The sequence below is a fragment of the Aminobacter sp. DSM 101952 genome, from assembly GCF_001424795.1.
GTDB lineage: Bacteria > Pseudomonadota > Alphaproteobacteria > Rhizobiales > Rhizobiaceae > Aminobacter > Aminobacter aganoensis.
Window position 1 is genome coordinate 37,093 of record NZ_LMCL01000005.1, and the last position, 19,249, is coordinate 56,341.

Annotated in this window: 22 protein-coding genes; 12 read left to right on the plus strand and 10 right to left on the minus strand. The window is 65.5% G+C overall.

Annotated elements, in window-relative coordinates; translation table 11 throughout:
* Window positions 1–548 precede the first annotated feature (548 nt).
* The 6 genes from ASC75_RS06840 (at window position 549) to ASC75_RS06860 (ending at window position 6,514) form a co-directional block, all read left to right on the plus strand.
* Window positions 549–1,853 (plus strand): imelysin family protein, encoded by a 1,305-nt coding sequence (locus ASC75_RS06840; protein ID WP_055972113.1) that lies wholly within the window; start codon window positions 549–551, stop codon window positions 1,851–1,853.
* 74 nt (window positions 1,854–1,927) lie between these two features.
* The gene (locus ASC75_RS25235; protein ID WP_082496426.1) at window positions 1,928–2,239 is read left to right on the plus strand and encodes a (2Fe-2S)-binding protein; all 312 of its coding nucleotides are present in this window, start codon (window positions 1,928–1,930) and stop codon (window positions 2,237–2,239) included.
* The gene (bfr, locus tag ASC75_RS06845) at window positions 2,205–2,690 is read left to right on the plus strand and encodes a bacterioferritin (protein WP_055972116.1); all 486 of its coding nucleotides are present in this window, start codon (window positions 2,205–2,207) and stop codon (window positions 2,688–2,690) included. The genes ASC75_RS25235 and bfr overlap by 35 nt, the downstream gene beginning before the upstream one ends.
* 11 nt (window positions 2,691–2,701) lie before the next feature.
* Complete coding sequence (locus ASC75_RS06850) at window positions 2,702–4,318, plus strand: di-heme oxidoredictase family protein (protein ID WP_082496427.1); 1,617 nt, start codon at window positions 2,702–2,704, stop codon at window positions 4,316–4,318.
* Window positions 4,318–5,394 (plus strand): imelysin family protein, encoded by a 1,077-nt coding sequence (locus ASC75_RS06855; RefSeq protein ID WP_055972119.1) that lies wholly within the window; start codon window positions 4,318–4,320, stop codon window positions 5,392–5,394. Before ASC75_RS06850 ends, ASC75_RS06855 begins: the two co-directional genes overlap by 1 nt.
* Before the next feature lie 10 nt (window positions 5,395–5,404).
* Window positions 5,405–6,514: a DUF1513 domain-containing protein gene (locus tag ASC75_RS06860; protein ID WP_055972122.1), complete on the plus strand. Its 1,110-nt coding sequence runs from the start codon at window positions 5,405–5,407 to the stop codon at window positions 6,512–6,514.
* A 21-nt stretch (window positions 6,515–6,535) separates the two neighbouring features.
* Here the strand turns inward: ASC75_RS06860 and phnN are convergent, their stop codons facing one another.
* The 4 genes from phnN to ASC75_RS06880 all read right to left on the minus strand — a co-directional run bounded on the left by phnN (window position 6,536) and on the right by ASC75_RS06880 (window position 11,236).
* Entirely contained in the window at window positions 6,536–7,165 is a 630-nt protein-coding gene (gene phnN / locus ASC75_RS06865; protein ID WP_055972124.1) for a phosphonate metabolism protein/1,5-bisphosphokinase (PRPP-forming) PhnN, read from the minus strand.
* Window positions 7,166–7,368: 203 nt separating this feature from the next.
* Window positions 7,369–8,961: a peptide chain release factor 3 gene (locus ASC75_RS06870; protein WP_055972133.1), complete on the minus strand. Its 1,593-nt coding sequence runs from the start codon at window positions 8,959–8,961 to the stop codon at window positions 7,369–7,371.
* A gap of 58 nt (window positions 8,962–9,019) precedes the next feature.
* Complete coding sequence (locus ASC75_RS06875; protein WP_055972136.1) at window positions 9,020–9,937, minus strand: hypothetical protein; 918 nt, start codon at window positions 9,935–9,937, stop codon at window positions 9,020–9,022.
* A gap of 192 nt (window positions 9,938–10,129) precedes the next feature.
* A complete protein-coding gene (locus ASC75_RS06880; protein ID WP_055972140.1) occupies window positions 10,130–11,236 on the minus strand; it encodes a DNA alkylation repair protein in 1,107 nt (368 codons plus the stop codon).
* A gap of 63 nt (window positions 11,237–11,299) precedes the next feature.
* On the opposite strand from ASC75_RS06880, the gene ASC75_RS25920 reads away from it, so the two are divergent.
* Window positions 11,300–11,479: a hypothetical protein gene (locus ASC75_RS25920; RefSeq protein WP_156381134.1), complete on the plus strand. Its 180-nt coding sequence runs from the start codon at window positions 11,300–11,302 to the stop codon at window positions 11,477–11,479.
* Between the two features lie 113 nt (window positions 11,480–11,592).
* Complete coding sequence (locus tag ASC75_RS06885) at window positions 11,593–11,982, plus strand: SRPBCC domain-containing protein (RefSeq protein ID WP_055972143.1); 390 nt, start codon at window positions 11,593–11,595, stop codon at window positions 11,980–11,982.
* Between the two features lie 19 nt (window positions 11,983–12,001).
* On the opposite strand, the gene ASC75_RS06890 is transcribed toward ASC75_RS06885, so the two are convergent.
* The 5 genes from ASC75_RS06890 to ASC75_RS06910 form a co-directional block, all read right to left on the minus strand.
* Window positions 12,002–12,358 (minus strand): DUF1801 domain-containing protein, encoded by a 357-nt coding sequence (locus tag ASC75_RS06890; RefSeq protein ID WP_055972146.1) that lies wholly within the window; start codon window positions 12,356–12,358, stop codon window positions 12,002–12,004.
* Entirely contained in the window at window positions 12,355–12,756 is a 402-nt protein-coding gene (locus tag ASC75_RS06895) for a VOC family protein (protein WP_055972149.1), read from the minus strand. The genes ASC75_RS06890 and ASC75_RS06895 overlap by 4 nt, the downstream gene beginning before the upstream one ends.
* Window positions 12,757–12,800: 44 nt before the next feature.
* The gene (locus tag ASC75_RS06900) at window positions 12,801–13,196 is read right to left on the minus strand and encodes a VOC family protein (RefSeq protein ID WP_055972152.1); all 396 of its coding nucleotides are present in this window, start codon (window positions 13,194–13,196) and stop codon (window positions 12,801–12,803) included.
* 92 nt (window positions 13,197–13,288) lie between these two features.
* Entirely contained in the window at window positions 13,289–14,068 is a 780-nt protein-coding gene (locus tag ASC75_RS06905) for an AraC family transcriptional regulator (protein WP_055972155.1), read from the minus strand.
* Between the two features lie 76 nt (window positions 14,069–14,144).
* A complete protein-coding gene (locus ASC75_RS06910; RefSeq protein ID WP_055972158.1) occupies window positions 14,145–14,939 on the minus strand; it encodes a class II glutamine amidotransferase in 795 nt (264 codons plus the stop codon).
* 239 nt (window positions 14,940–15,178) lie between these two features.
* Between ASC75_RS06910 and dut the strand changes: the two genes are divergently transcribed.
* From dut to ASC75_RS06925, 3 genes are all read left to right on the plus strand, one after another.
* The gene (dut, locus tag ASC75_RS06915; protein WP_055972161.1) at window positions 15,179–15,658 is read left to right on the plus strand and encodes a dUTP diphosphatase; all 480 of its coding nucleotides are present in this window, start codon (window positions 15,179–15,181) and stop codon (window positions 15,656–15,658) included.
* Complete coding sequence (locus ASC75_RS06920; RefSeq protein ID WP_055972167.1) at window positions 15,655–16,311, plus strand: HAD family phosphatase; 657 nt, start codon at window positions 15,655–15,657, stop codon at window positions 16,309–16,311. Before dut ends, ASC75_RS06920 begins: the two co-directional genes overlap by 4 nt.
* 68 nt (window positions 16,312–16,379) lie before the next feature.
* Entirely contained in the window at window positions 16,380–17,186 is an 807-nt protein-coding gene (locus ASC75_RS06925; RefSeq protein ID WP_055972170.1) for an isocitrate lyase/phosphoenolpyruvate mutase family protein, read from the plus strand.
* Window positions 17,187–17,223: 37 nt separating this feature from the next.
* On the opposite strand, the gene ASC75_RS06930 is transcribed toward ASC75_RS06925, so the two are convergent.
* Entirely contained in the window at window positions 17,224–17,946 is a 723-nt protein-coding gene (locus ASC75_RS06930; protein WP_055972173.1) for a sulfate transporter family protein, read from the minus strand.
* A 170-nt stretch (window positions 17,947–18,116) separates the two neighbouring features.
* Here ASC75_RS06930 and ASC75_RS06935 point away from each other — a divergent pair, with 170 nt between their 5' ends.
* On the plus strand, window positions 18,117–19,109 hold the full coding sequence (locus ASC75_RS06935) for an adenosine kinase (protein ID WP_055972175.1): 993 nt from the start codon (window positions 18,117–18,119) through the stop codon (window positions 19,107–19,109).
* The last annotated feature ends 140 nt before the right edge of the window (window positions 19,110–19,249 follow it).

A 19,249-nucleotide genomic window follows, 5' to 3' on the forward strand; every position in this document is an offset into this window, starting at 1 on the left:
ACGGAATTTTGGGTGACAGCCGGATGCCGGCCTGTCAAGCGCGCCAGGCGGCATTTGCCGTCCACCGGCACATTTGGCTGACCGCTACGCGTTGTCGCAGCCGGCGTGTGCCGGGACGCCGCGAGACCTATGCGTATCTCGACAAATCAACGACTTGGCGGATTCGCTGCGCCACAAACTGGACAAAATCAGTTTAGAATAATTCTAAACTATTGATCCTGTTACACTTTTTGGCGCAATTTGCGTTGACTTTTGCAGACGCAACGCTTTTATGAAGCTGTGCTTTACAGCGCCTGTCTTTGATGTCTGGGCCTTTAACCCTTTCGATTGGAGCCTATCGGGTGCCTGCCTTCGTCGAACCGCGCCATGGCGCGGCTGTGTGCAGCATGGTCTTGCCGAGCCCGAAACGGGCTTCGAGACGTGCGCATGTCCGAAGCCCGGCCACCCCTCAGCTTTCATTCGAACCCATGCCGCCGCTGCAGCAAGTCGCTGCCGGCACACGATTTTCCGGCGCCCGCCAGCGCCATCTGGTTCACTGAGGAGAGACCATGCCTGCATCCATCTCGCGCAACCGGCACGTCGGCAGGCTTGCCGCCATTGCGGCAACGACGGCGCTGACCGCCGCCATCTTCGTGCTGCCGGCCAAGGCCGAGACCGACGCCAAGGCGGTGCTGACCACCTATTCCGACATCGCGCTGGCCAAGTACGAGGACTCGCTGACCACCGCCAAGGCGCTCGACGCCGCGGTCGAGGCGCTGATCGCCAAGCCGTCGACGGAAACGCTCAATGCAGCGCGCGAAGCCTGGAAGGCGGCCCGCATTCCCTACCAGCAGACCGAAGTCTATCGTTTCGGCAATTCCATCGTCGATGACTGGGAAGGCCGCGTGAACGCCTGGCCGCTCGACGAAGGCCTGATCGACTATGTCGACAAGAGCTACGGCACCGAATCCGACGAGAACAAGCTCTACACCGCCAATGTGATCGCCAATCCGTCGATCGAGATCAACGGCCAGAAGGTCGATGCCTCCAAGATCACGCCCGAGTTCCTGTCCGGCACGCTGCAGGAAGCCGGCGACATCGAGGCCAACGTCGCCAGCGGCTACCATGCCATTGAGTTCCTACTCTGGGGCCAGGACCTCAACGGCACCGGCCCCGGCGCCGGCAACCGCCCCCACACCGACTACGACACCGCCAACTGCACCGGTGGCAATTGCGACCGCCGCGGCCAGTATCTCAACGCGGCCACCGACCTTCTGGTCGCCGACCTCGAAGAGATGGTCGGCAACTGGACGGCAGACGGCGCTGCGCGCAAGGCGCTGCTCGACGGCGACGCCAAGGCCGGCATCTCGACCATCCTCACCGGCATGGGCTCGCTGTCCTACGGCGAACTGGCCGGCGAACGCATGAAGCTCGGCCTGCTGCTGCACGATCCGGAGGAAGAGCACGACTGCTTCTCCGACAACACCCACATCTCGCATCTCTACGACGCGGTCGGCATCCGCAACGCCTATCACGGCAGCTACAAGCGCATCGACGGCTCCACCGTCGAAGGACCGTCGGTGTCCGACATGGTCAAGGAAACCGACGCCGCCGTCGACACCGAGCTGACCGGCAAGCTGGACACCACCGTCGCCAAGATGGAAGCGATCCAGGCGCGCGCCGTCGGCGGCGAGGCCTACGACCAGCAGATCGGCGAAGGCAATGCCGAGGGCAACGCCACCGTCCAGGCGGCGATCGACGCGCTGGTGGACCAGACCAAGTCGATCGAGCGCGCGGTCGCGGTGCTCAAGCTCGACGCCATCGCCTTCGAGGGCTCGGACAGCCTCGACGCTCCGGACAAGGTCTTCCAGTGAGCGCCTGCCGTACCTAGATAATTCAAGCCACGCGGCGCGCACGACGCGCGCCGCCAGCCAGCCCAGAGCAAGTCATGCTGATCTGCCATTGCAACCTGATCACCCAGAAGGAGATCGAAGACACGATCATTGAACTCCTGGACAGGGATCCGTGGTCCCTGATTGTGCCAGCAAAGGTCTATCACACGCTGCAAAAGCGCGGGCGCTGTTGCGGCTGCTTTCCAAATGTGGTCGAAACGATCATTCGGGTCACCGAAGCCTATCACGCTCGTAGTGAGGCGAGTGGGGTGGATATCGTTTCACACATGGATCGTGTGAGAGAGTTGCGGGTCCAATTCGGGAGTAGGATCAATGAAGGGCGAAAAACAGGTCATCGAGCGGCTTAACGAAGCGCTTTTCCTCGAACTCGGCGCGGTCAACCAGTATTGGGTGCACTACCGCCTGCTCGAGGACTGGGGCTACGGCAAGCTGGCCAAGAAGGAACGCGAGGAATCGATCGAGGAGATGCACCACGCCGACAAGCTTGTCGCGCGCATCATCTTCCTCGAAGGCCACCCCAACCTGCAGTCCTTGGCCCCCTTGCGCATCGGCCAGAACGTCAAGGAAGTGCTCGAGAGCGATCTTGCCGGCGAATATGACGCCCGCACCTCCTACAAGAAGTCGCGGGACGTCTGCTCCCAGCATGGCGACTACGTATCCATGAAGCTCTTCGAGGAGTTGCTTGCCGACGAGGAAGGCCATATCGACTTCCTGGAGACGCAGTTGCAGCTGCTCAACGAGATTGGCGAAGAGAAGTACGGCCAGCTCAACGCCGAGACAGCTGACAAGGCCGAATAGGACATGCCGGAATGCGGCGCACTTTTCTGACCAAGCGCCGCAACCTGCCGGGTGCACCTCTCAGCACCAACCAGGCCGACGAGACGCGAAGCGCCCGGGCGCTTCGCACCGTCGTCGCATCGAGCCTGATCCTCCTCGCTGCGGCCGTGCCCTCGGCCTCCGGCGAGCCGGTTCCGGCCGGTCTGGCCACCGAGCGCCACGACCTCAAGCCCAAGGACAAGGCCCGCGTCGAAAAGGTCGTCAGGCCAACGACCGACTTCTCCAGGCCCGAGCAGTTCGAACGGATGCAGGGCGGCGCCGGCACCTCGGAGAAGCGCGTCAACCAGGACGCATTCTCGCATTCCTCCGCCAACATCACCTTCGAGGAAGAAGGCACCTTCAAGCTCGGCAACGGCATGTTCCGCAAGCTGTGGGTGTCGTCGCCGTCCTCGACCCAGGCGTCGGACGGGCTCGGCCCGCTGTTCAATGCGCGCGCCTGCCAGAGCTGCCACCTGAAGGACGGTCGCGGCCATCCGCCCGAAGGCAATGCCGACGCCACCTCGATGTTCCTGCGGCTCGCCCGGGGCGCCGAGACGGAAGAGGAAAAGGCAGCGCTCGCCGACCGCAAGGTGCTGAATTTCCCCGATCCTACCTATGGCGGCCAGTTCCAGGACCTGGCCGTGCCCGGGCTCAAGGGCGAAGGCCGCATGGTCATCTCCTATCAGGAGATTCCGGTCGAGCTTGCCGACGGCACGAAGCTTTCGTTGCGCAAGCCGAGCTATTCGGTCAGCGACCTCGCCTATGGCGCGATGAACCCGGGCACGACACTGTCGCCGCGCGTCACGCCGCAGATGATCGGCCTCGGGCTTGTCGAGCAGATCCATCCCGCCGACATCCTCGCCAATGCCGATCCCGACGACAGGGACGGCGACGGCATCTCCGGCAAGCCCTCCATCCTGCGCGACGGCAAGAGCGGGGAGCTGACGCTCGGCCGCTTCGGCTGGAAGGCGCAGACGCCGTCGATCCGCCAGCAGTCGGCCGACGCCTTTGCCGGCGACATCGGCATCTCGACGCCCGACGTGCCGCACCACTGGGGCGACTGCACCAAGGCGCAAGGCGGCTGCCTGGCCATGCCCAACGGCGTGCAGGACAGGCTGGGGCCGGCGGAAGCGCCCGATCCGATCATGGACCTCGTCACCTTCTATTCGCAGAACCTCGCCGTGCCCGCTCGCCGCGACATCGACAAGCCGGAGGTCCTGCGCGGCAAGCAGATGTTCTACGAGGCCGGCTGCGCTTCCTGCCACACGCCGAAATTCGTCACCCGCCGCGACACACCCAACAAGGCGCAGGCGTTCCAGCTGGTCTGGCCCTATTCCGACTTCCTGCTGCACGACATGGGCGATGGCCTCGCCGACGGCCAGCAGGTCGGCGACGCTACAGGCAGCGAGTGGCGGACGCCGCCGCTGTGGGGCATCGGCCTGACCCAGACCGTCAACGGCCACACCTTCTTCCTGCATGACGGCCGCGCCCGCAACCTGACCGAAGCCATCCTGTGGCATGGCGGCGAAGGCCAGGCCGCCCGAGACCGTTTCGCAGCACTTCCTGCGCCCGACCGCGATGCTTTGATCAAATTCCTGGAGTCGCTCTGATGACCAGACGCGCGCTTGCAGCGGCATTCCTGTGCCTCACCCTCGCCGTGCCTGCGGCCCACGCCAACCCGGCGTCGGACAAGGTGATTGCAGATGCCATCGACGGCTTCATCCGGCCGGCCTACGGCCGGCTGGTCGGCGCCACCGAAACGCTTGGCAAGTCGATGGATACGCTCTGCACGGCGCCGTCGGACGGCAATCTGGATGCCGCACGCCAACAGTTCTCGAAGACCACCGCCACATGGTCGGAAGTCGAGATCATCCGCTTCGGCCCGATCACCGAGCAGAACCGGCTGGAGCGCATCCTGTTCTGGCCCGACCGCAAGGGCACAGGCCTCAAGCAGGTGCAGGCGGCCCTGGCCAACAAGGACGCAACGGCGACCGATGCCACGAGGCTGGCCCGGAAGAGCGTCGCCATGCAGGGCCTCGGGGCGCTGGAGTTCGTGCTGTTCGGCACCGGAGCCGACGAACTCGCCGGGGCCGAAGGCGCCTATCGCTGCGCCTATGGCAAGGCGATCTCGGGCAATATCGGCACCATCGCGTCCGACGTCGAGGCCGCCTGGCGCGACGACAAGGGTTTCGCCGCCCAGTGGACCCATCCGGACGCCGAAAACCCGCTCTACCGCAACGCCACCGAAGCGATCACCGAATTGCTCGAGGTCTATGTCAACGGGCTCGAACTGGTGCGCGACGTGCGCGTCAACGGCTTCCTTGGCGAGGATGCCACCTCCGACAAGCCGAAACAGGCGCTCTACTGGCGCTCGCAAGGAACCCCGGCGGCGCTCGGCGGCAACATCGCCGGCATGAAGGCGCTGTTCGACGCCTCGCAGTTCGGCAGCCTGCTGCCCGACGATTTCCAGTGGGTCGCCCAGTCGATCGACTTTGAGTTCGCCAATGCGCAGAACGCCGCGGCTGCCGTCACCGGCCCGATCGATGCCGCCCTCAGCGATGCCGAAAAGCGCGGCAAGCTCAATTACTTCGGCGTCGTCACCTCCGGCCTGTCGGAGCTGTTCGGCACCCGGCTTGCCGGTGCGCTCGGCCTCACCGCCGGCTTCTCCTCGCTCGACGGCGACTGAGGGTCCTGCGATGCGCACGCCCCTGTTCGACCGCCGCGATTTCCTCACGGCGGCTGGCGTCACCTTCCTATCGGCGCTGTCGCCGGCCAAGCGTGCGCTGGCGCTCGAAGCCGACGCCATGTTCGCCACGGCTTACCAAGCGCGCACTGGCGAATATGGCGTCGCCGTGCTGTCGGAAGCCGGCAAGATCCTGCACAGCGTCGCCCTGCCCGAACGCGGCCACGACGTCACCTTCGATCCCAACTCGCGCAAGTCCGTGGTCTTCGCCCGCCAGCCCGGCACCTTCATGACGGTGTTCGACCACACCGGCAAGGAAGCACCACTGACCATCCCGAGCATCGCCGGCCGGCACTATTACGGCCACGGTGTCTTTTCGCCCGACGGCGCGCTGCTCTACGTCACAGAGAACGACTTCGACAACGCAGCCGGAATGGTCGGGGTCTACGATGCCCGCGATGGCTTCCGCCGTCTCCACGAATTCCCGACCCATGGCGTCGGCCCGCACGAACTGATCCTGCTCGGCGACGGCCGCACGCTGGCGATCTGCAACGGCGGCATCGAGACCCACCCGGATTTCGGCCGCGCCAAGCTCAACATCCCCAGCATGAAGCCGTCCTTCGTGCTGGTCGACCGCGTTTCCGGCGACCTCGTCGAAAAGCACGAACTGCCTGAAAAGCTTCACCAATTGTCGATCCGGCACATGGACATCGACGCCGAGGGCACCGTCTGGTTCGGCTGCCAGCACGAAGGCCCGGCGACGGAACGGCCGCTGCTCGTCGGCCGCGCCGCACGCGGCAAGGAGCTTCAGATGCTCGACATGCCCGAGGACATCCTCGGCGGCTTCCGCAACTACATCGGCTCGGTCGCCGCCAACCGCAAGTCCGGGTTGATTGCCGTCTCCTCGCCGCAGGGCAATGCCTGGGCGACGATCGAGGCGAAGACGGGCAAGATGGTGGCGAAGAACGATCTGGTCGAGGTCTGCGGCCTCGCCCCCGACCATGACGGCTTCCTCGCCACGACCGGCGCCGGTCTCATCGTCGCGCCCGGCGGCGAGGCGACCGACGACCCGCAGCATGTCTGGGACAACCACATGCTGCGCATCGACTTGCAAAATACGTAAGTTAATACGTACCTATTGAACCTAGACAAGCCCGGAGACGTCCGCATAGGCGACGGAGCGGCGCAGTACGGCCAGGAACTTCTCGCCGGCGATCTCGGCTGCGCCGGAATTGTCGATCAGCACATGCCCGGGGCCCGAGAGATCGTGCGGCACGGTGCGGGCCAGCCGCGCCAGGACCTCGCCGCGCGACTCGCGGCCACGAGCGGCGAGACGGCTGGCGAGGATTTCGGGGGCGGCCGTGATCTCGACCACCGCGACATGGGCATAGCGTGCGCGCAGGGCCGGGATGACGCCACGCGAGGTATTGGCGACGACGACGTGGCCGACCGAGATCGCGTCGTCCACCGACGCCGGAATGCCATAGCGCAGGCCATGCGCTTCCCACGACAGCGCAAAGGCGCCCGACGCCTCGGCCTCGACGAAGGCGGCATCTGCCAGCGTGTCGTGATCCTCGGTGGCGCCGTCGCTGTTGCGGGTGATGACGCGGCGGGCGAATTCGACGTGATCGTCGTCGGTCAGCCGCTCGCGGACATAGGCGATCAGCGTATCCTTGCCGGCGCCACTGGGACCGACCACTGCAACGAACACGCCGTTGCGCACGGGAGAGCCCACGCGGGTCAATTCACGCTCGATCAATGCTGAAACCATCATGCGACGTCATATCCTCCATGCCAGAGCCCCCGCCCCGGCGACGCCAGGGCCCTGGACAGGCAACGGCGCATTGAACATCTCGGCCACCGCCCTGTCACGCCCCATGGGTTGGACCACGGGCAAACGGCGACGCTGCGATGCCATTAGGCGATTTGCATGACGGAATGACGAAACGCGAAGACGGGGCGGCAACACCGCCCCGCTCAAGCCACCTTGTCGCGGACCTGGTAGTCCTTGATCGCGGCGAAGCGGATCATCTTCCAGCGCTCGGCCTCGTAGTTGAGCGAGAATTCGTGCTGGGCGAGGAACACCGGATCGTTGTCGAGGTCGCGGGCGATGTCACCGCGATGGCTTTCTATGAAGCGATGCAGGTCGGCCGCATCGTCGGCATCGATCCAGCGGCAGATCGAAAACCGCGCCATCTCGAAATCGACGGGCAGCGTGTATTCGACCGACAGGCGTTCCTTGAGCACGTCGATCTGCAGCGCGCCGACGACGCCGACAATGGCCGGCGAGCCGTCCTCGGGCTGGAACAGCTGGACCACGCCCTCCTCGGCCATCTGGTGCAGCGCTTCCTTGAGCTTCTTGGCCTTCATCGCGTCGCCGAGGCGCACGCGGCGCAGGATTTCAGGCGCGAAGTTGGGCACGCCGCGGAACAGGATGTCCTCGCCCTCGGTCAGCGTGTCGCCGATGCGCAGCGTGCCGTGGTTGGGGATGCCGACCACGTCGCCGGCATAGGCCTCGTCGGCGGTGATGCGCGAACGGGCGAAGAAGAACTGCGGCGCCGACAGGCTCATCGGCTTGCCGGTGCGCACCAGCTTGGCCTTCATGCCGCGCTTGAGCTCGCCCGAGCAGACGCGGACGAAGGCGATGCGGTCGCGGTGGTTGGGATCCATGTTGGCCTGGATCTTGAAGACGAAGGAGGTCATCTTCTCTTCCGTCGCCTCGACCTTGCGGGTGTCGGCCTCCTGGGCGCGCGGTGCGGGGCCGAACTCGCCCAAAGCCTCGATCAGGTCGCGCACGCCGAAATTGCGCAGCGCCGAGCCGAAATAGACTGGCGTCAGGTGGCCCTCGCGGAACGCCTGGAGGTCGAACGGCCGGCAGGCTTCGCGGGCAAGCTCCAGTTCCTCGATGAAGGCCGGGCGATCGTTGTCTGGCAAAAGGCCTGCGGCGCGGTTCGAGTCGGGGCCGTGGACCTCGGTGCGCTCCTTCTCGTCGTCGCCGCGGCGCACCGCGTTCTGGGCGAGGTGGTAGGTGCCGGCAAAGGTCTTGCCCTGGCCGATCGGCCAGGTGATCGGGGCGGTGTCGAGCGCCAGCTTCTCCTCGATCTCGTCGAGGATCTCGAAGGTGTTGCGCGCCTCGCGGTCCATCTTGTTGACGAAGGTGATGATCGGGATGTCGCGCAGGCGGCAGACCTCGAACAGCTTCAGCGTCCGCGGCTCGATACCCTTGGCGGCGTCGATGACCATGACCGCGCTGTCGACCGCCGACAGCGTGCGATAGGTGTCGTCGGCGAAGTCCTCGTGGCCGGGCGTGTCGAGCAGGTTGAAGACGTTGTCGCCATATTCGAAGGTCATCACGGAGGTTACGACCGAGATGCCGCGCTCGCGCTCGATCTTCATCCAGTCCGAGCGGGTCTGGATCTTGTCCTTCTTGGCCTTGACCTCGCCGGCGAGCTGGATCGCGCCGCCGAACAGCAGCAGCTTTTCGGTCAGAGTCGTCTTGCCGGCGTCAGGGTGCGCGATGATCGCGAAAGTGCGACGGCGCGCCACCGCCTTTTCGATGTCTTCAGCCATCGGGGATTCCTTGTGATGGCGGGGCTTCTAACAGCCGGGGCCCCGCCTGTCCACGACGCTACAGCACCGCCAGCAACTCGTCATAGGTCGGCGCCAGCGCCCGGAGGGCCGTGGCCGCCCTGGCGTCGTCGCCGACGACGAGCGGATGCTGCAGCGCGCCGATCAGCCGGGCCTGCCTGGCCGCGATCCGGGCCGCGTCGGTGCGGCCGATGCGCTCTAGCCCGGTCGCCGCATCATTGACCCGGCGGGCGCCGACGCGGACGGCGAAATGGATCAGATGGCCGCGCAGGCCGTCGTCGCAGCCCGGTTCGATCATGTCGGCCAGCCGTTCGGCCGCCGTACCATTGCCAAGGCTGCCCCCGGGCATGTCACCGGTGTCGGTCATCGCCAGCCAGCGCCGCGCCGCCGGCAGCGACGCCTCTAGCATTTCGAGTTCGGTGCGCTCGGCCACGCGCCGGAACGCCGTCCGCATCGAGTAGGCCGTGCCATAGATCAGCGTCGCTGCTTGCCACGCCGCCATGAAGTCGGCCAGCGGCAGCTCTGCATAGGGATAGCCCTGCGGGTCGTGCATCAGCACGCGCCCGTCCTCGATCGCCAGCACGACGACGAAGTGATCCGCCTCGATCGGGCCGCGCATGCCGGGCTGGTGGCGCAGATGCCCCATCTCGACCGGGCCGATCCACACCGGACCCTGGGCGAGCGCCGCCTTCAGCCGGGCAAGGGCCGCGGCTTCGCCGCCGCCGCTCGACGCCTCGGAGGTCCAGCCAAGAGCGGCCAGCGCAGCGGCAAAACCCTTCTCGGGGTCCCAGCCATAAGGATCGAAGAACGGCAGCGAACCGCCGACGAGCTGCATGCCGAACGGGCTCGACATGGCGAACTCGATCACGGAGACGGAGGGCGACGCCGCGCCGAACATCATGGCAAAGGCGTTCGCATAGCAATACGGGCCGGAGCCCACATAATTGAAGCCGGTCATTTCGTGTCCTCGATGGATTTAGGCGCCAATCAATTCGACGTGGCGCGTCATCCATCGATGCTCGTTATTATCTTAATTCGCAAGTCTTTGAATTTATATATAAATTCAACTTCCATATCCTACTGATATCTCAAATAATTTTTAAGTTGGATAGAGATCAAATCAACTCTGAATTTGATCTTTGCGCCAAACCTATCCGCGCAGTTCGAATCCACCTTCGGCGACCGTCTCGCCGTTGACGATCAGCTCGATACGGTGGTGGCCGGGATAATGCTTGCGCGTGGTGAAGTCGCGCACCGCCTGGCTGATCGACAGTTCCTTCTGCCCCGCCGGCGGCAAGGTGATCTCCTTGAGCTTGAACACCTTCTTCGAGGTGCCGCCGGCCTTCTTCACATAATGGACGGCATAATCGACCACGAGCTGCTGCGGCTCCTGTGCCGTCGACACGATGCTGGTCTTGAGCGCGATGCGCCCGCCCAGCGCAATCGACGCCGGTGTCACGGCAAAAGCCGCGACGTCGACCTTGGGCTTGCCGGTCGTGCCGATCAGGTCAAGCGCCTGCGGGTCGCCCTTCTTGATCAGCGTGCGCAAGGCGTGACGCACGATCCAGGCCGTGTTCCTGTCAGCCATGTCCCAGCCGGCCAGGCGCTCGAGCAAACGGCCCGGATTGTCCTTGGAGATGTCGTTGAGGTGGTTGGCCACCGACTTGCGCACGTAAAGGCTCGGGTCGGCCCTCAGCGCCTCGAGAATAGGCAGCGTCGGCGACGGATCGGAAACCAGGTTCTTCATCTGGAACGACCATGGCAGGCGCGGGCGCGAGCCCTCGCTGGCGAGGCGGCGCACATGCTCGTTGTCGTCGAGCGCCCAGCCGCGCATGACCTTGATGGTGCGGTCGAAATCGTCGGCGAGGAAATGGCGTATGGCGAACTCGGCCGAGCCGAACCGCGTGAAATAATGCAGCGCCTCCATCGAGCGATCGAAGTCGGCCCGGCCGTAGAGGGCGACGAATTCCGGCAACACGATCGAGGCAAAACCATGCTGGATGCGTGGCGCCAGGTCGTAAAGAACGGCAACCGCGTCCTCGAAGCTGCCCGCGAGGCAGCCGTTCAGGCTCGTCGCCGTCTGCCGCAGGCGCTGCATGATGCCGAGGCCGTCGAGGCCCTCGGTCGCCAACATCATGAATCTTTCCGCATCGAAACCCGGCGAGATGGAAGCCGTCTCGGTGGCGATATGGCGAAGCCTGTCTCGGTCGAAAATCTCCTTGAGCGCCGGCGCGGCTTGCGTCAGGTCTTCCGTCATCGTCTTGTCCCTGTCCAGCGCCCCCGCGCCGGCTCCCGTGCATCGAACGTGCAGGAAGCGCCCTTGAAGTACGAACCGAACCTCGAAACTACAACCTCTCTCCTGCCACCGGACTGTCAGGAGCTTCGCCGGGCGACCGCTTCTACAGCACAAAATGGTGAGACGGGCTCCATGCTCGGTTCCGACGGCGGCTGGGGCGGCATTCTCGCCGGCTTCGACGCGGCGCTGGGCGCAGCTGCCTGACGTTTCCGATGTCTCGACATGCGGCCGGCAACGGGCCCATGTCGAGATTGACGATCCCCCGAGACAGGCCGAAAATACCGTCGAAAGCGCTGTCCGCATACAGGGAGGTCGCCATGACCATCCATCAGGAAGTGCACCTCAAGAGCACGCCGAAGGACATCTACGACCTGCTTCTCAATTCCGCCCGCTTCCAGGCGATGACGGGCGGACGTTCGGCCCATATCTCTACGCATGAGGGCGGCGAAGTGTCGATCTTCGGCGGCGACATCGAGGCCCGCAACCTCGAACTGGTGCCCAACCGCCGTATCGTCCAGGCGTGGCGCTCGCGCCAGTGGGCCGAGGGCATCTATTCGGTCGTCCGCTTCGAACTCGAGGCCGAGGGCGGCGGCACCAAGCTGATCTTCGACCAGAACGGCTATCCCCGCACTGCCCACGCCAGCCTCCATGAGGGCTGGCCGAAGATGTATTGGGAGCCGATGAACAAGGCGCTGATGCACCATTGAGCAGTTCAAGTGTGGCGGCTCACGCGTCGGCGGACTGGCGCGCCAGTCCGACATATTCCGCGACATGCCGATCCTCGATATCCGTGACGGCAAACAGCTTTATGTGGCGCCGCAACGTGCCTTGCCCCTGGAGCACGCCGTGCCGGTCCGGCAGGGACGCGCCCCCGCTGAGCTCCAGCGTGACATGACCGGCATATGAGAAGACGCCGCAAAATGCCGCCCGCGACGAAAACAGGATGCCGCCATACTTGATCTCCTCGGAGACCTCAGGACCGGACTGCAGAACGATCTCGCGCAGCCGCGACACGATGGCGAAATGGTCCGCGTGACGGTCGCGCAGATCGTCGAGAAACGCCTGGATGCGACTAGCGGTCATCCGGCCTGTGGCGCGTAAAATTGGCGGAACTCTGCGGACGGCTCCCGGTTGGCATAGACATAGAGGACGACGCCATTTGGATCCTGCACGGCAAAGCCGCGATCGCCCCACGGATGGTCTTCTATCGGCATCACGGGCACCAGCCCGGCCGCCGTCATCAGCCGATGCTCGCCATCGACGTCCTCGACACAGAAATTGTAGGTCAGTCCTGCCGTGTTGCATGGGGACTGTTCGCCCTGCGGCTCCATGAACTGGAGCGAAAGCCCCGCGCCAAGGTCAAGGCTGACGAACCAGCCGCAATCGAAGGTGGCTCGCGCGCCGAAGTGCCTGATGTAGAAGTCGCGGGTCTCGCCGACCCGTTTTGTCGTGATGCAAGGAGATGCAGTTGTCGGGCGCATCTTTTGGCCTCCTCTGTTGTCGGTTGTCGTGCTGGTGCGTCGCGTCAGCCCGGCATCGCCGAAGCGATCTCGACCAGGCAGCCATTGAGATCGCGGACGTAGCCGACGACCTGGCCCCACGGCTTGTTCTCGGGCAGTTTCACCGGCGTGGCGCCTGCGGCAACCGCCTGGCCGTAGGCCTCGCGAGGGTCCGAGAAGACCAGGGCGAGTTCGAACCCTGCCGCCAGGTCTTTCCTGCGGTTGGCGCGAATGGCCAGCCCGTTCATCTCGGCCATCGCCTCGCCGGCGAAGGACAGCGTCGTCTCGCCGGTGTCCATCTCGGCGTAGAGATTGCTCTCGTGAATGAACTTGCACCGGAGGCCGAAAGCGGCCTCGTAAAACAACACCGTCGCCTCGACATCGGCGACATAGAGGATGGTGTAGCCAAGGCGTACCGACATCGCAGGTCTCCGGACTGGGCCGAGGTGAACTCCGCCCGGCTAGTGGCCTATCAATACGCCTTGCTCCGATCCGATCTTGAACAAATCGGACATCAGTCGCGCAAACTGACGAGGGTGACGTCGGGAAGCCGCGCCGGCGAAAAGCCGCCCATGCGCCGAAACACCCGGCTCATATGCGCCTGGTCCGAAAAGCCGGCTTCCAGTGCGGCGTCGGCGGGGCTCAAGCGATGATCCCGCAGCAGCCGCAAGGCGCGATGGAAGCGCAGGATTGCCGCGAAGGTCTTCGGCGCCAGTCCCGTTGCCCCGACCACGATGCGCTGCACCGTCCGTTCCGAGATGGCGTGCATATTGGCGACGTCGCCTATGCGGAGGCGGCCGCCGGAGGCGTGAAAGGCACTGATCACGACGCGGGCCATGGGCGCCGGCTTGCTGCTGCTGTCGGCGACGCGACGCCGGACAAAAGCCGTCAGCCGCGCGACGAGCTCGTTCTCATCTCGCGCCGGCGCGCAGAGTGTTTCCAGGTCGGGGCATGCGGCGAAAGCGTCAGGGCCGACCAGATTGGCGTTTGCCAAGTCCGCCGGTTCGAAGCCGAGAACCGTCTCGAAACAGCCCGGTCGAAGCCGGATACCGACAAACCCCATGCCGGGTTCGATCGGGACATCGTAGAAGCGCGTTGTCGGGCCGGTGACGACAACGGTCGCCCCAGCGATCGGTCGCCGCCCGGCATCGAACCTGAGAATGATGTCGCAGCGACCGTCCGGCAGGACCCGGTAGCTTCCGGCGCGATCGCTGACGGAGGACCACGCTGCCTCGACCTCTTCGCCGAGGTCGGCAAGCCGGCTCAATTCAGTGTAGCGGGCCGACAAGGTCATCTCTCAGGCCAGTTCGATCCGTTTGCGCGAAGGGCCGCGTTCCGCCGGCCAAACCATCGTTCGCTGTCAGCAGGTTTCAGCCGGCCATTGCCAGTTTCGCCGATGCCGGCTCGAAGGGACTGACCGTCATGCCCTGCCGGGTCATGGTGACGAAACTCGACGGCGGCACCGCCTGCCAGCTTTCGCCCTCGCGGTCGAAGGGCTCGGAGACGATGCAACGCCCGGTGGCGCCGTCGCGGGTGTAGAGCGTCGGCGCCTGCGCGTCGGTGGCGTAGCGGACAGCAAACAGGCTGTCGCCGTCGCTGAACGCCGCCGTCAGCTTGAACGAGGCGGCCATGCCGACGGCCTCGGAAGCTTCGATGACGCGGCGCGCGGCGCGCGCCACCGCAGCCTGCGGGTCGGCATCCAACCCTTCTTCCAGCATCAGCAGGAAGAACAGTTCGGAATCGGTCGTGCCCTGGCGTTGGTCGTAGAGCGTGTCGCAGACGGCGGCCTCGAGCCGGCGACGGATGCGCTCGAAGCCCGAGATCTGGCCGTTGTGCATGAAGCTCCAGCGGCCCGAGACGAAGGGATGGCAATTGGCGCGGCTGGTGCCGCCGCCGGTCGCGGCGCGCACATGGGCCAGAAACAGGCTCGACTTGATCTGGCGGCACAGGCTCTTGAGATTGGGGTCCGACCATGCCGGCAGGATGTCGCGGTAGAGCCCGGGCTCCGCACGGTCGCCATACCAGGCGAGCCCGAAGCCGTCGCCATTGGTCGCCGACTTGGCTTCCTGGGCGCAGTGGCTCTGGGCGATCAGCGAGTGGCAGGGCGCCGAAACGATGTCTTCGAGAAAGACCTCTTCACCGAGATAGGCGGCCCACCGGCACATGGTTCTTCAACCTCAATATCTGTCCGCATCGGGGACATCGTCCCACACTCGGCCAGCATGGATAACAAATGGTAAATGTGCAGAATCGCACGCTGCCGAGCTTCTCCATCCGTTTGTGTCGCGGCTGTGGCAAAGGTTCATCCGGGTCGTGCAAAAACCACACAGCCCTGTGCCTGCGCGCGCCCAACGGGGAGATCGGGATTGACGTTCTCCGAGCACCGTCCCATAGGATCGCCGCCATGAAATCCGCCGCCGAAAACTCTTCCGCCCCCGTCATCGGGATCGTCCGCTTGCCGCATGCCGGCGACTTGGCCCTGCCGGCCTACGAAACCGGCGGCTCCGCCGGCATGGACCTGCGCGCCGCAGTTCCGGAGGACCGGCCGCTGCTGATCCTGCCGGGCAAGCGGGCGCTGGTGCCGACCGGCCTTATCTTTGAGATTCCCGAAGGCTTCGAAGGCCAGGTCCGTCCGCGTTCCGGCCTCGCCTACAAGCACGGCATCACCTGCCTCAACACGCCCGGCACCATCGACAGCGACTATCGCGGCGAGGTCAAGGTTCTCTTGATCAACCACGGCGACGAGGACTTCTATGTCGAGCGCGGCATGCGCATCGCCCAGATCGTCATCGCGTCGGTGACCCGCGCCGAAGTCGAGGAGCGCAGCCTCGCCGGCTCGACCGAACGTGGCAATGGCGGCTTCGGCTCGACCGGAACGGCATGAGCAGGCCCAAGCTCGTCATCTTCGACTGCGACGGCGTGCTGGTCGACACCGAGCCGCTGGCCAACCGTCGGCTGTCGGCCTGGCTGACCGAAGCCGGCTATCCCGTCAGCTACGAGGAGTGCCGCCGCCAGTTCGTCGGCCGCAGCCTGGTGTCGGTGCAGACGGAGGTCGAGGCGACGGGCGCCAGCCTCGGCCCCGATTTCGTCGAGCGCTGGTACCGCGAGCTGCCGGAACTTTTCGAGACGGGCGTGCAGGCGATCCCGCATATCGAGACCTTCGTTACGGCGGTGCAATCCGCCGGCATCGCCTATTGCGTCGCCTCGTCGGCGCGCGTCGACAAGATGCACATGACGCTCGGCCAGACCGGGCTGCTGACCCATTTCCGCGACGTGCTGTTCTCCGCTACCATGGTCGCGCGCGGCAAGCCATTTCCCGATCTCTTCCTGCATGCCGCCGGAACGATGGGCTTCGAGCCGACCGACTGCATCGTCATCGAGGACAGCGTCGCCGGTGCCCAGGCGGGGCGTGCCGCCGGCATGCGCGTGTTCGGCTACCACGCCGACCCGCACTCCGACCGCGACGGGCTTTCCGCCGCCGGCGCGGTGCTGTTCGACGACATGCGCAAGCTGGCAGGACTGATCCCGATCGGCTGAAATCGGGTTTGTCGCCCTCCGCGCTCCGGTCTAGTATTGGACCCTTGGTTGAGCTCGAGGGCGAGGCAATGGACAAGGGCGCGGTCTTCCGGAAACTTCACGAGGCGCCCGGCGCCTTCATCATCCCCAATCCGTGGGACATCGGCACCGCCAAGCTGCTCGCCTCCTTCGGCTTCGAGGCGCTGGCAACGACGAGTGCGGGATATGCCTTCTCGCGGGGGCGACCCGACGGCGACGTCGGCTTCGAGGAGATGATCCACCATTGCCGCGACATGGCGCATGCCACCGGCCTGCCGGTGTCGGCCGATCTCGAGAAAGGCAAGGGCGACAGCCCCGAAAGTGCCGGCGAGACGATCTTCGCGGCGGAGGCCGCCGGCCTTGCCGGCTGCTCGATCGAGGACCACACCGGCGAGGCCGACAGGCCGATATACGAGTTCTCGCATGCGGTGGAGCGCGTGACCGCGGCTGCGGAAGCGGCGCGGGCGCTGAAGAGCGACTTCGTGCTGACGGCGCGCTCGGAAAATTTTCTCTGGGACCGGCCCGACCTCGACGACACGATCAAGCGGCTGCAGGCCTTCGAGAAGGCCGGCGCCGACGTGCTGTATGCGCCCGGGATCAGCGACATCGGCATGATCCGGACGCTGTGCGGTTCGGTGACCAAGCCGGTCAACGTGCTGGCGGTGCCGGGCTTTTCGGTCGCGGTGCTGGCCGAGGCCGGCGCCAAGCGCATCTCGCTCGGCTCCAAGCTCACCGCATATGCCTTCGGCATGATGGAGCGGGCGTCGCGCGAGATGCTGGGCCAGGGCACGTTCGAATTCGCCCGCGACGGCATGGCGTACGCCAAGCTGCAGGCGATGTTCGGCCGCGAGGGCTGAGCGCCCCGCCTGTCGGAATCGCGCGCGAACGCCATCGTCATGCCCGCGCCATGGCCGGCCGGCGCTCGGCCGCCGACACGCTCTTGTGCAGGTGGACCATCATCGCCGCGGCGAAGAGCGGGGTGAGAAGGTTGAGGATCGGCACGGCGAGGAAGGCGGCGATGACGATGCCGGCCATGAACACTGTGCCGGCGTTGCGGCGGCGCAGATCCTTGGCGTCCTCTTCCGAACGGAAACGCATCGCGGCGAATTCGAAGAACTCGCGGCCGAGCAGGTAGCCGTTGACCAGGAAGAAGGCGCCGATGTTGACGACGGGGATGAACATCAGCAGCAGCGCCAGCAGGTTGCCGAGGATGACGATGCCGAAGAATTTGATCGCCAGCACCATGGCGCGCAAGGCGGGCACCGGCTGGCCGGGGCGGTCCTGGGGATAGTTGGTCTTCTCGACGACCTCGGCGACGTCGTCGAGGAACAGGCCGGCGACGACGGCCGTTACCGGCGCGATCAGCAATGCCAGCCCGAGCGCCAGGCCGATGCCGGCGACGATCGCCGCGATCAGGCCGAGCCAGCCGGTCCAGGCGGGCAGGCCGGGCAGCAGGGCGTCGATCCACGGCCAGGCGAGCCATTCGAAGACCTCGCGGATGCCGAACCACAGCGCGATCAGCGCCAAAAGCGTCAGCCCCAGCGTCTTCAGGAACACGCTGCGGAACTCGGCCGAAAACAGCTGGCTGGCGGCGGTGCGGGCGGCGTCGAGGATCATGTTGGCGTGGTCGCTCCCTGTTCGGTCCCTGAGATAAGGTGCCGCATCGCCGGCCTCAAGCGCGGACCGGCCAAATTGCCGGGTAGGCAAACGGGCCGCGAGCCGCTAAACGCAACACGTTTTGCCGAGCTGTCGGCGCCTGTCATGGCCAAAGTGCCGCGGAGACCCTGATGAGCCAATATGACGTGCTGTGCATCGGCAACGCCATCGTCGACATCATCGCGCAATGCGACGAGGCCTTTTTGACCGACAACGGCATCATCAAGGGCGCGATGAACCTGATCGACGCCGAGCGCGCCGAGCTGCTCTACACGCGCATGGGCCCGGCGATCGAGGCCTCGGGCGGTTCGGCCGGCAACACGGCGGCGGGCATCGCCAGCTTCGGCGGCCGCGCCGCCTATTTCGGCAAGGTGTCGCGCGACCATCTCGGCGAGGTCTTCACCCACGACATCCGCGCCCAGGGCGTCGCCTTCGACACGAAACCGCTGGACGGTACCCCGCCGACGGCGCGCTCGATGATCCTGGTCACCCCCGACGGCGAGCGCTCGATGAACACCCATCTCGGCGCCTGCGTCGAGCTCGGGCCCGACGACGTCGAGGCCGACAAGGCCAAGGGTGCCAAGGTCACCTATTTCGAAGGCTATCTGTGGGACCCGCCGCTGGCCAAGGAGGCGATCCGCATGACGGCGGCACACGCGCACGCCGCCGGGCGCGAAGTGTCGATGACGCTGTCGGACAGTTTCTGCGTCGACCGCTACCGCGCCGAATTCCTCGAGCTGATGCGCTCCGGCACGGTCGACATCGTGTTTGCCAACAGCCACGAGATCAAGTCGCTCTACGAGACGTCGTCCTTCGACGAGGCGCTCGCCCAGATCCGCAAGGACTGCAAGCTCGCCGCCATCACCCGCTCCGAGAAGGGTTCTGTCATCGTGCGCGGCGATGAAACCGTTGTCATCGAGGCGACCAGGATCAACGAACTGGTCGACACGACCGGCGCCGGCGACCTCTACGCCGCCGGCTTTCTGTTTGGCTATACGCAAGGGCGCAGCCTCAAGGATTGCGGCGACCTCGGCTCGCTGGCCGCAGGTCTCGTGATCCAGCAGATCGGCCCGCGCCCGCGGCAGAATTTGAAGCGCGAGGCCGAACAGGCCGGGTTGCTCTGAGCCTTCCTTTTCCCTCGCCCCGTTTACGGGGAGAGGGTGGCCGCGAAGCGGTCGGGTGAGGGGCGGCGCCACGTCTTTCACTGTTTGCTCTGCCCCTCATCCGCCTGCCGGCACCTTCTCCCCGTAAGAACGGGGAGAAG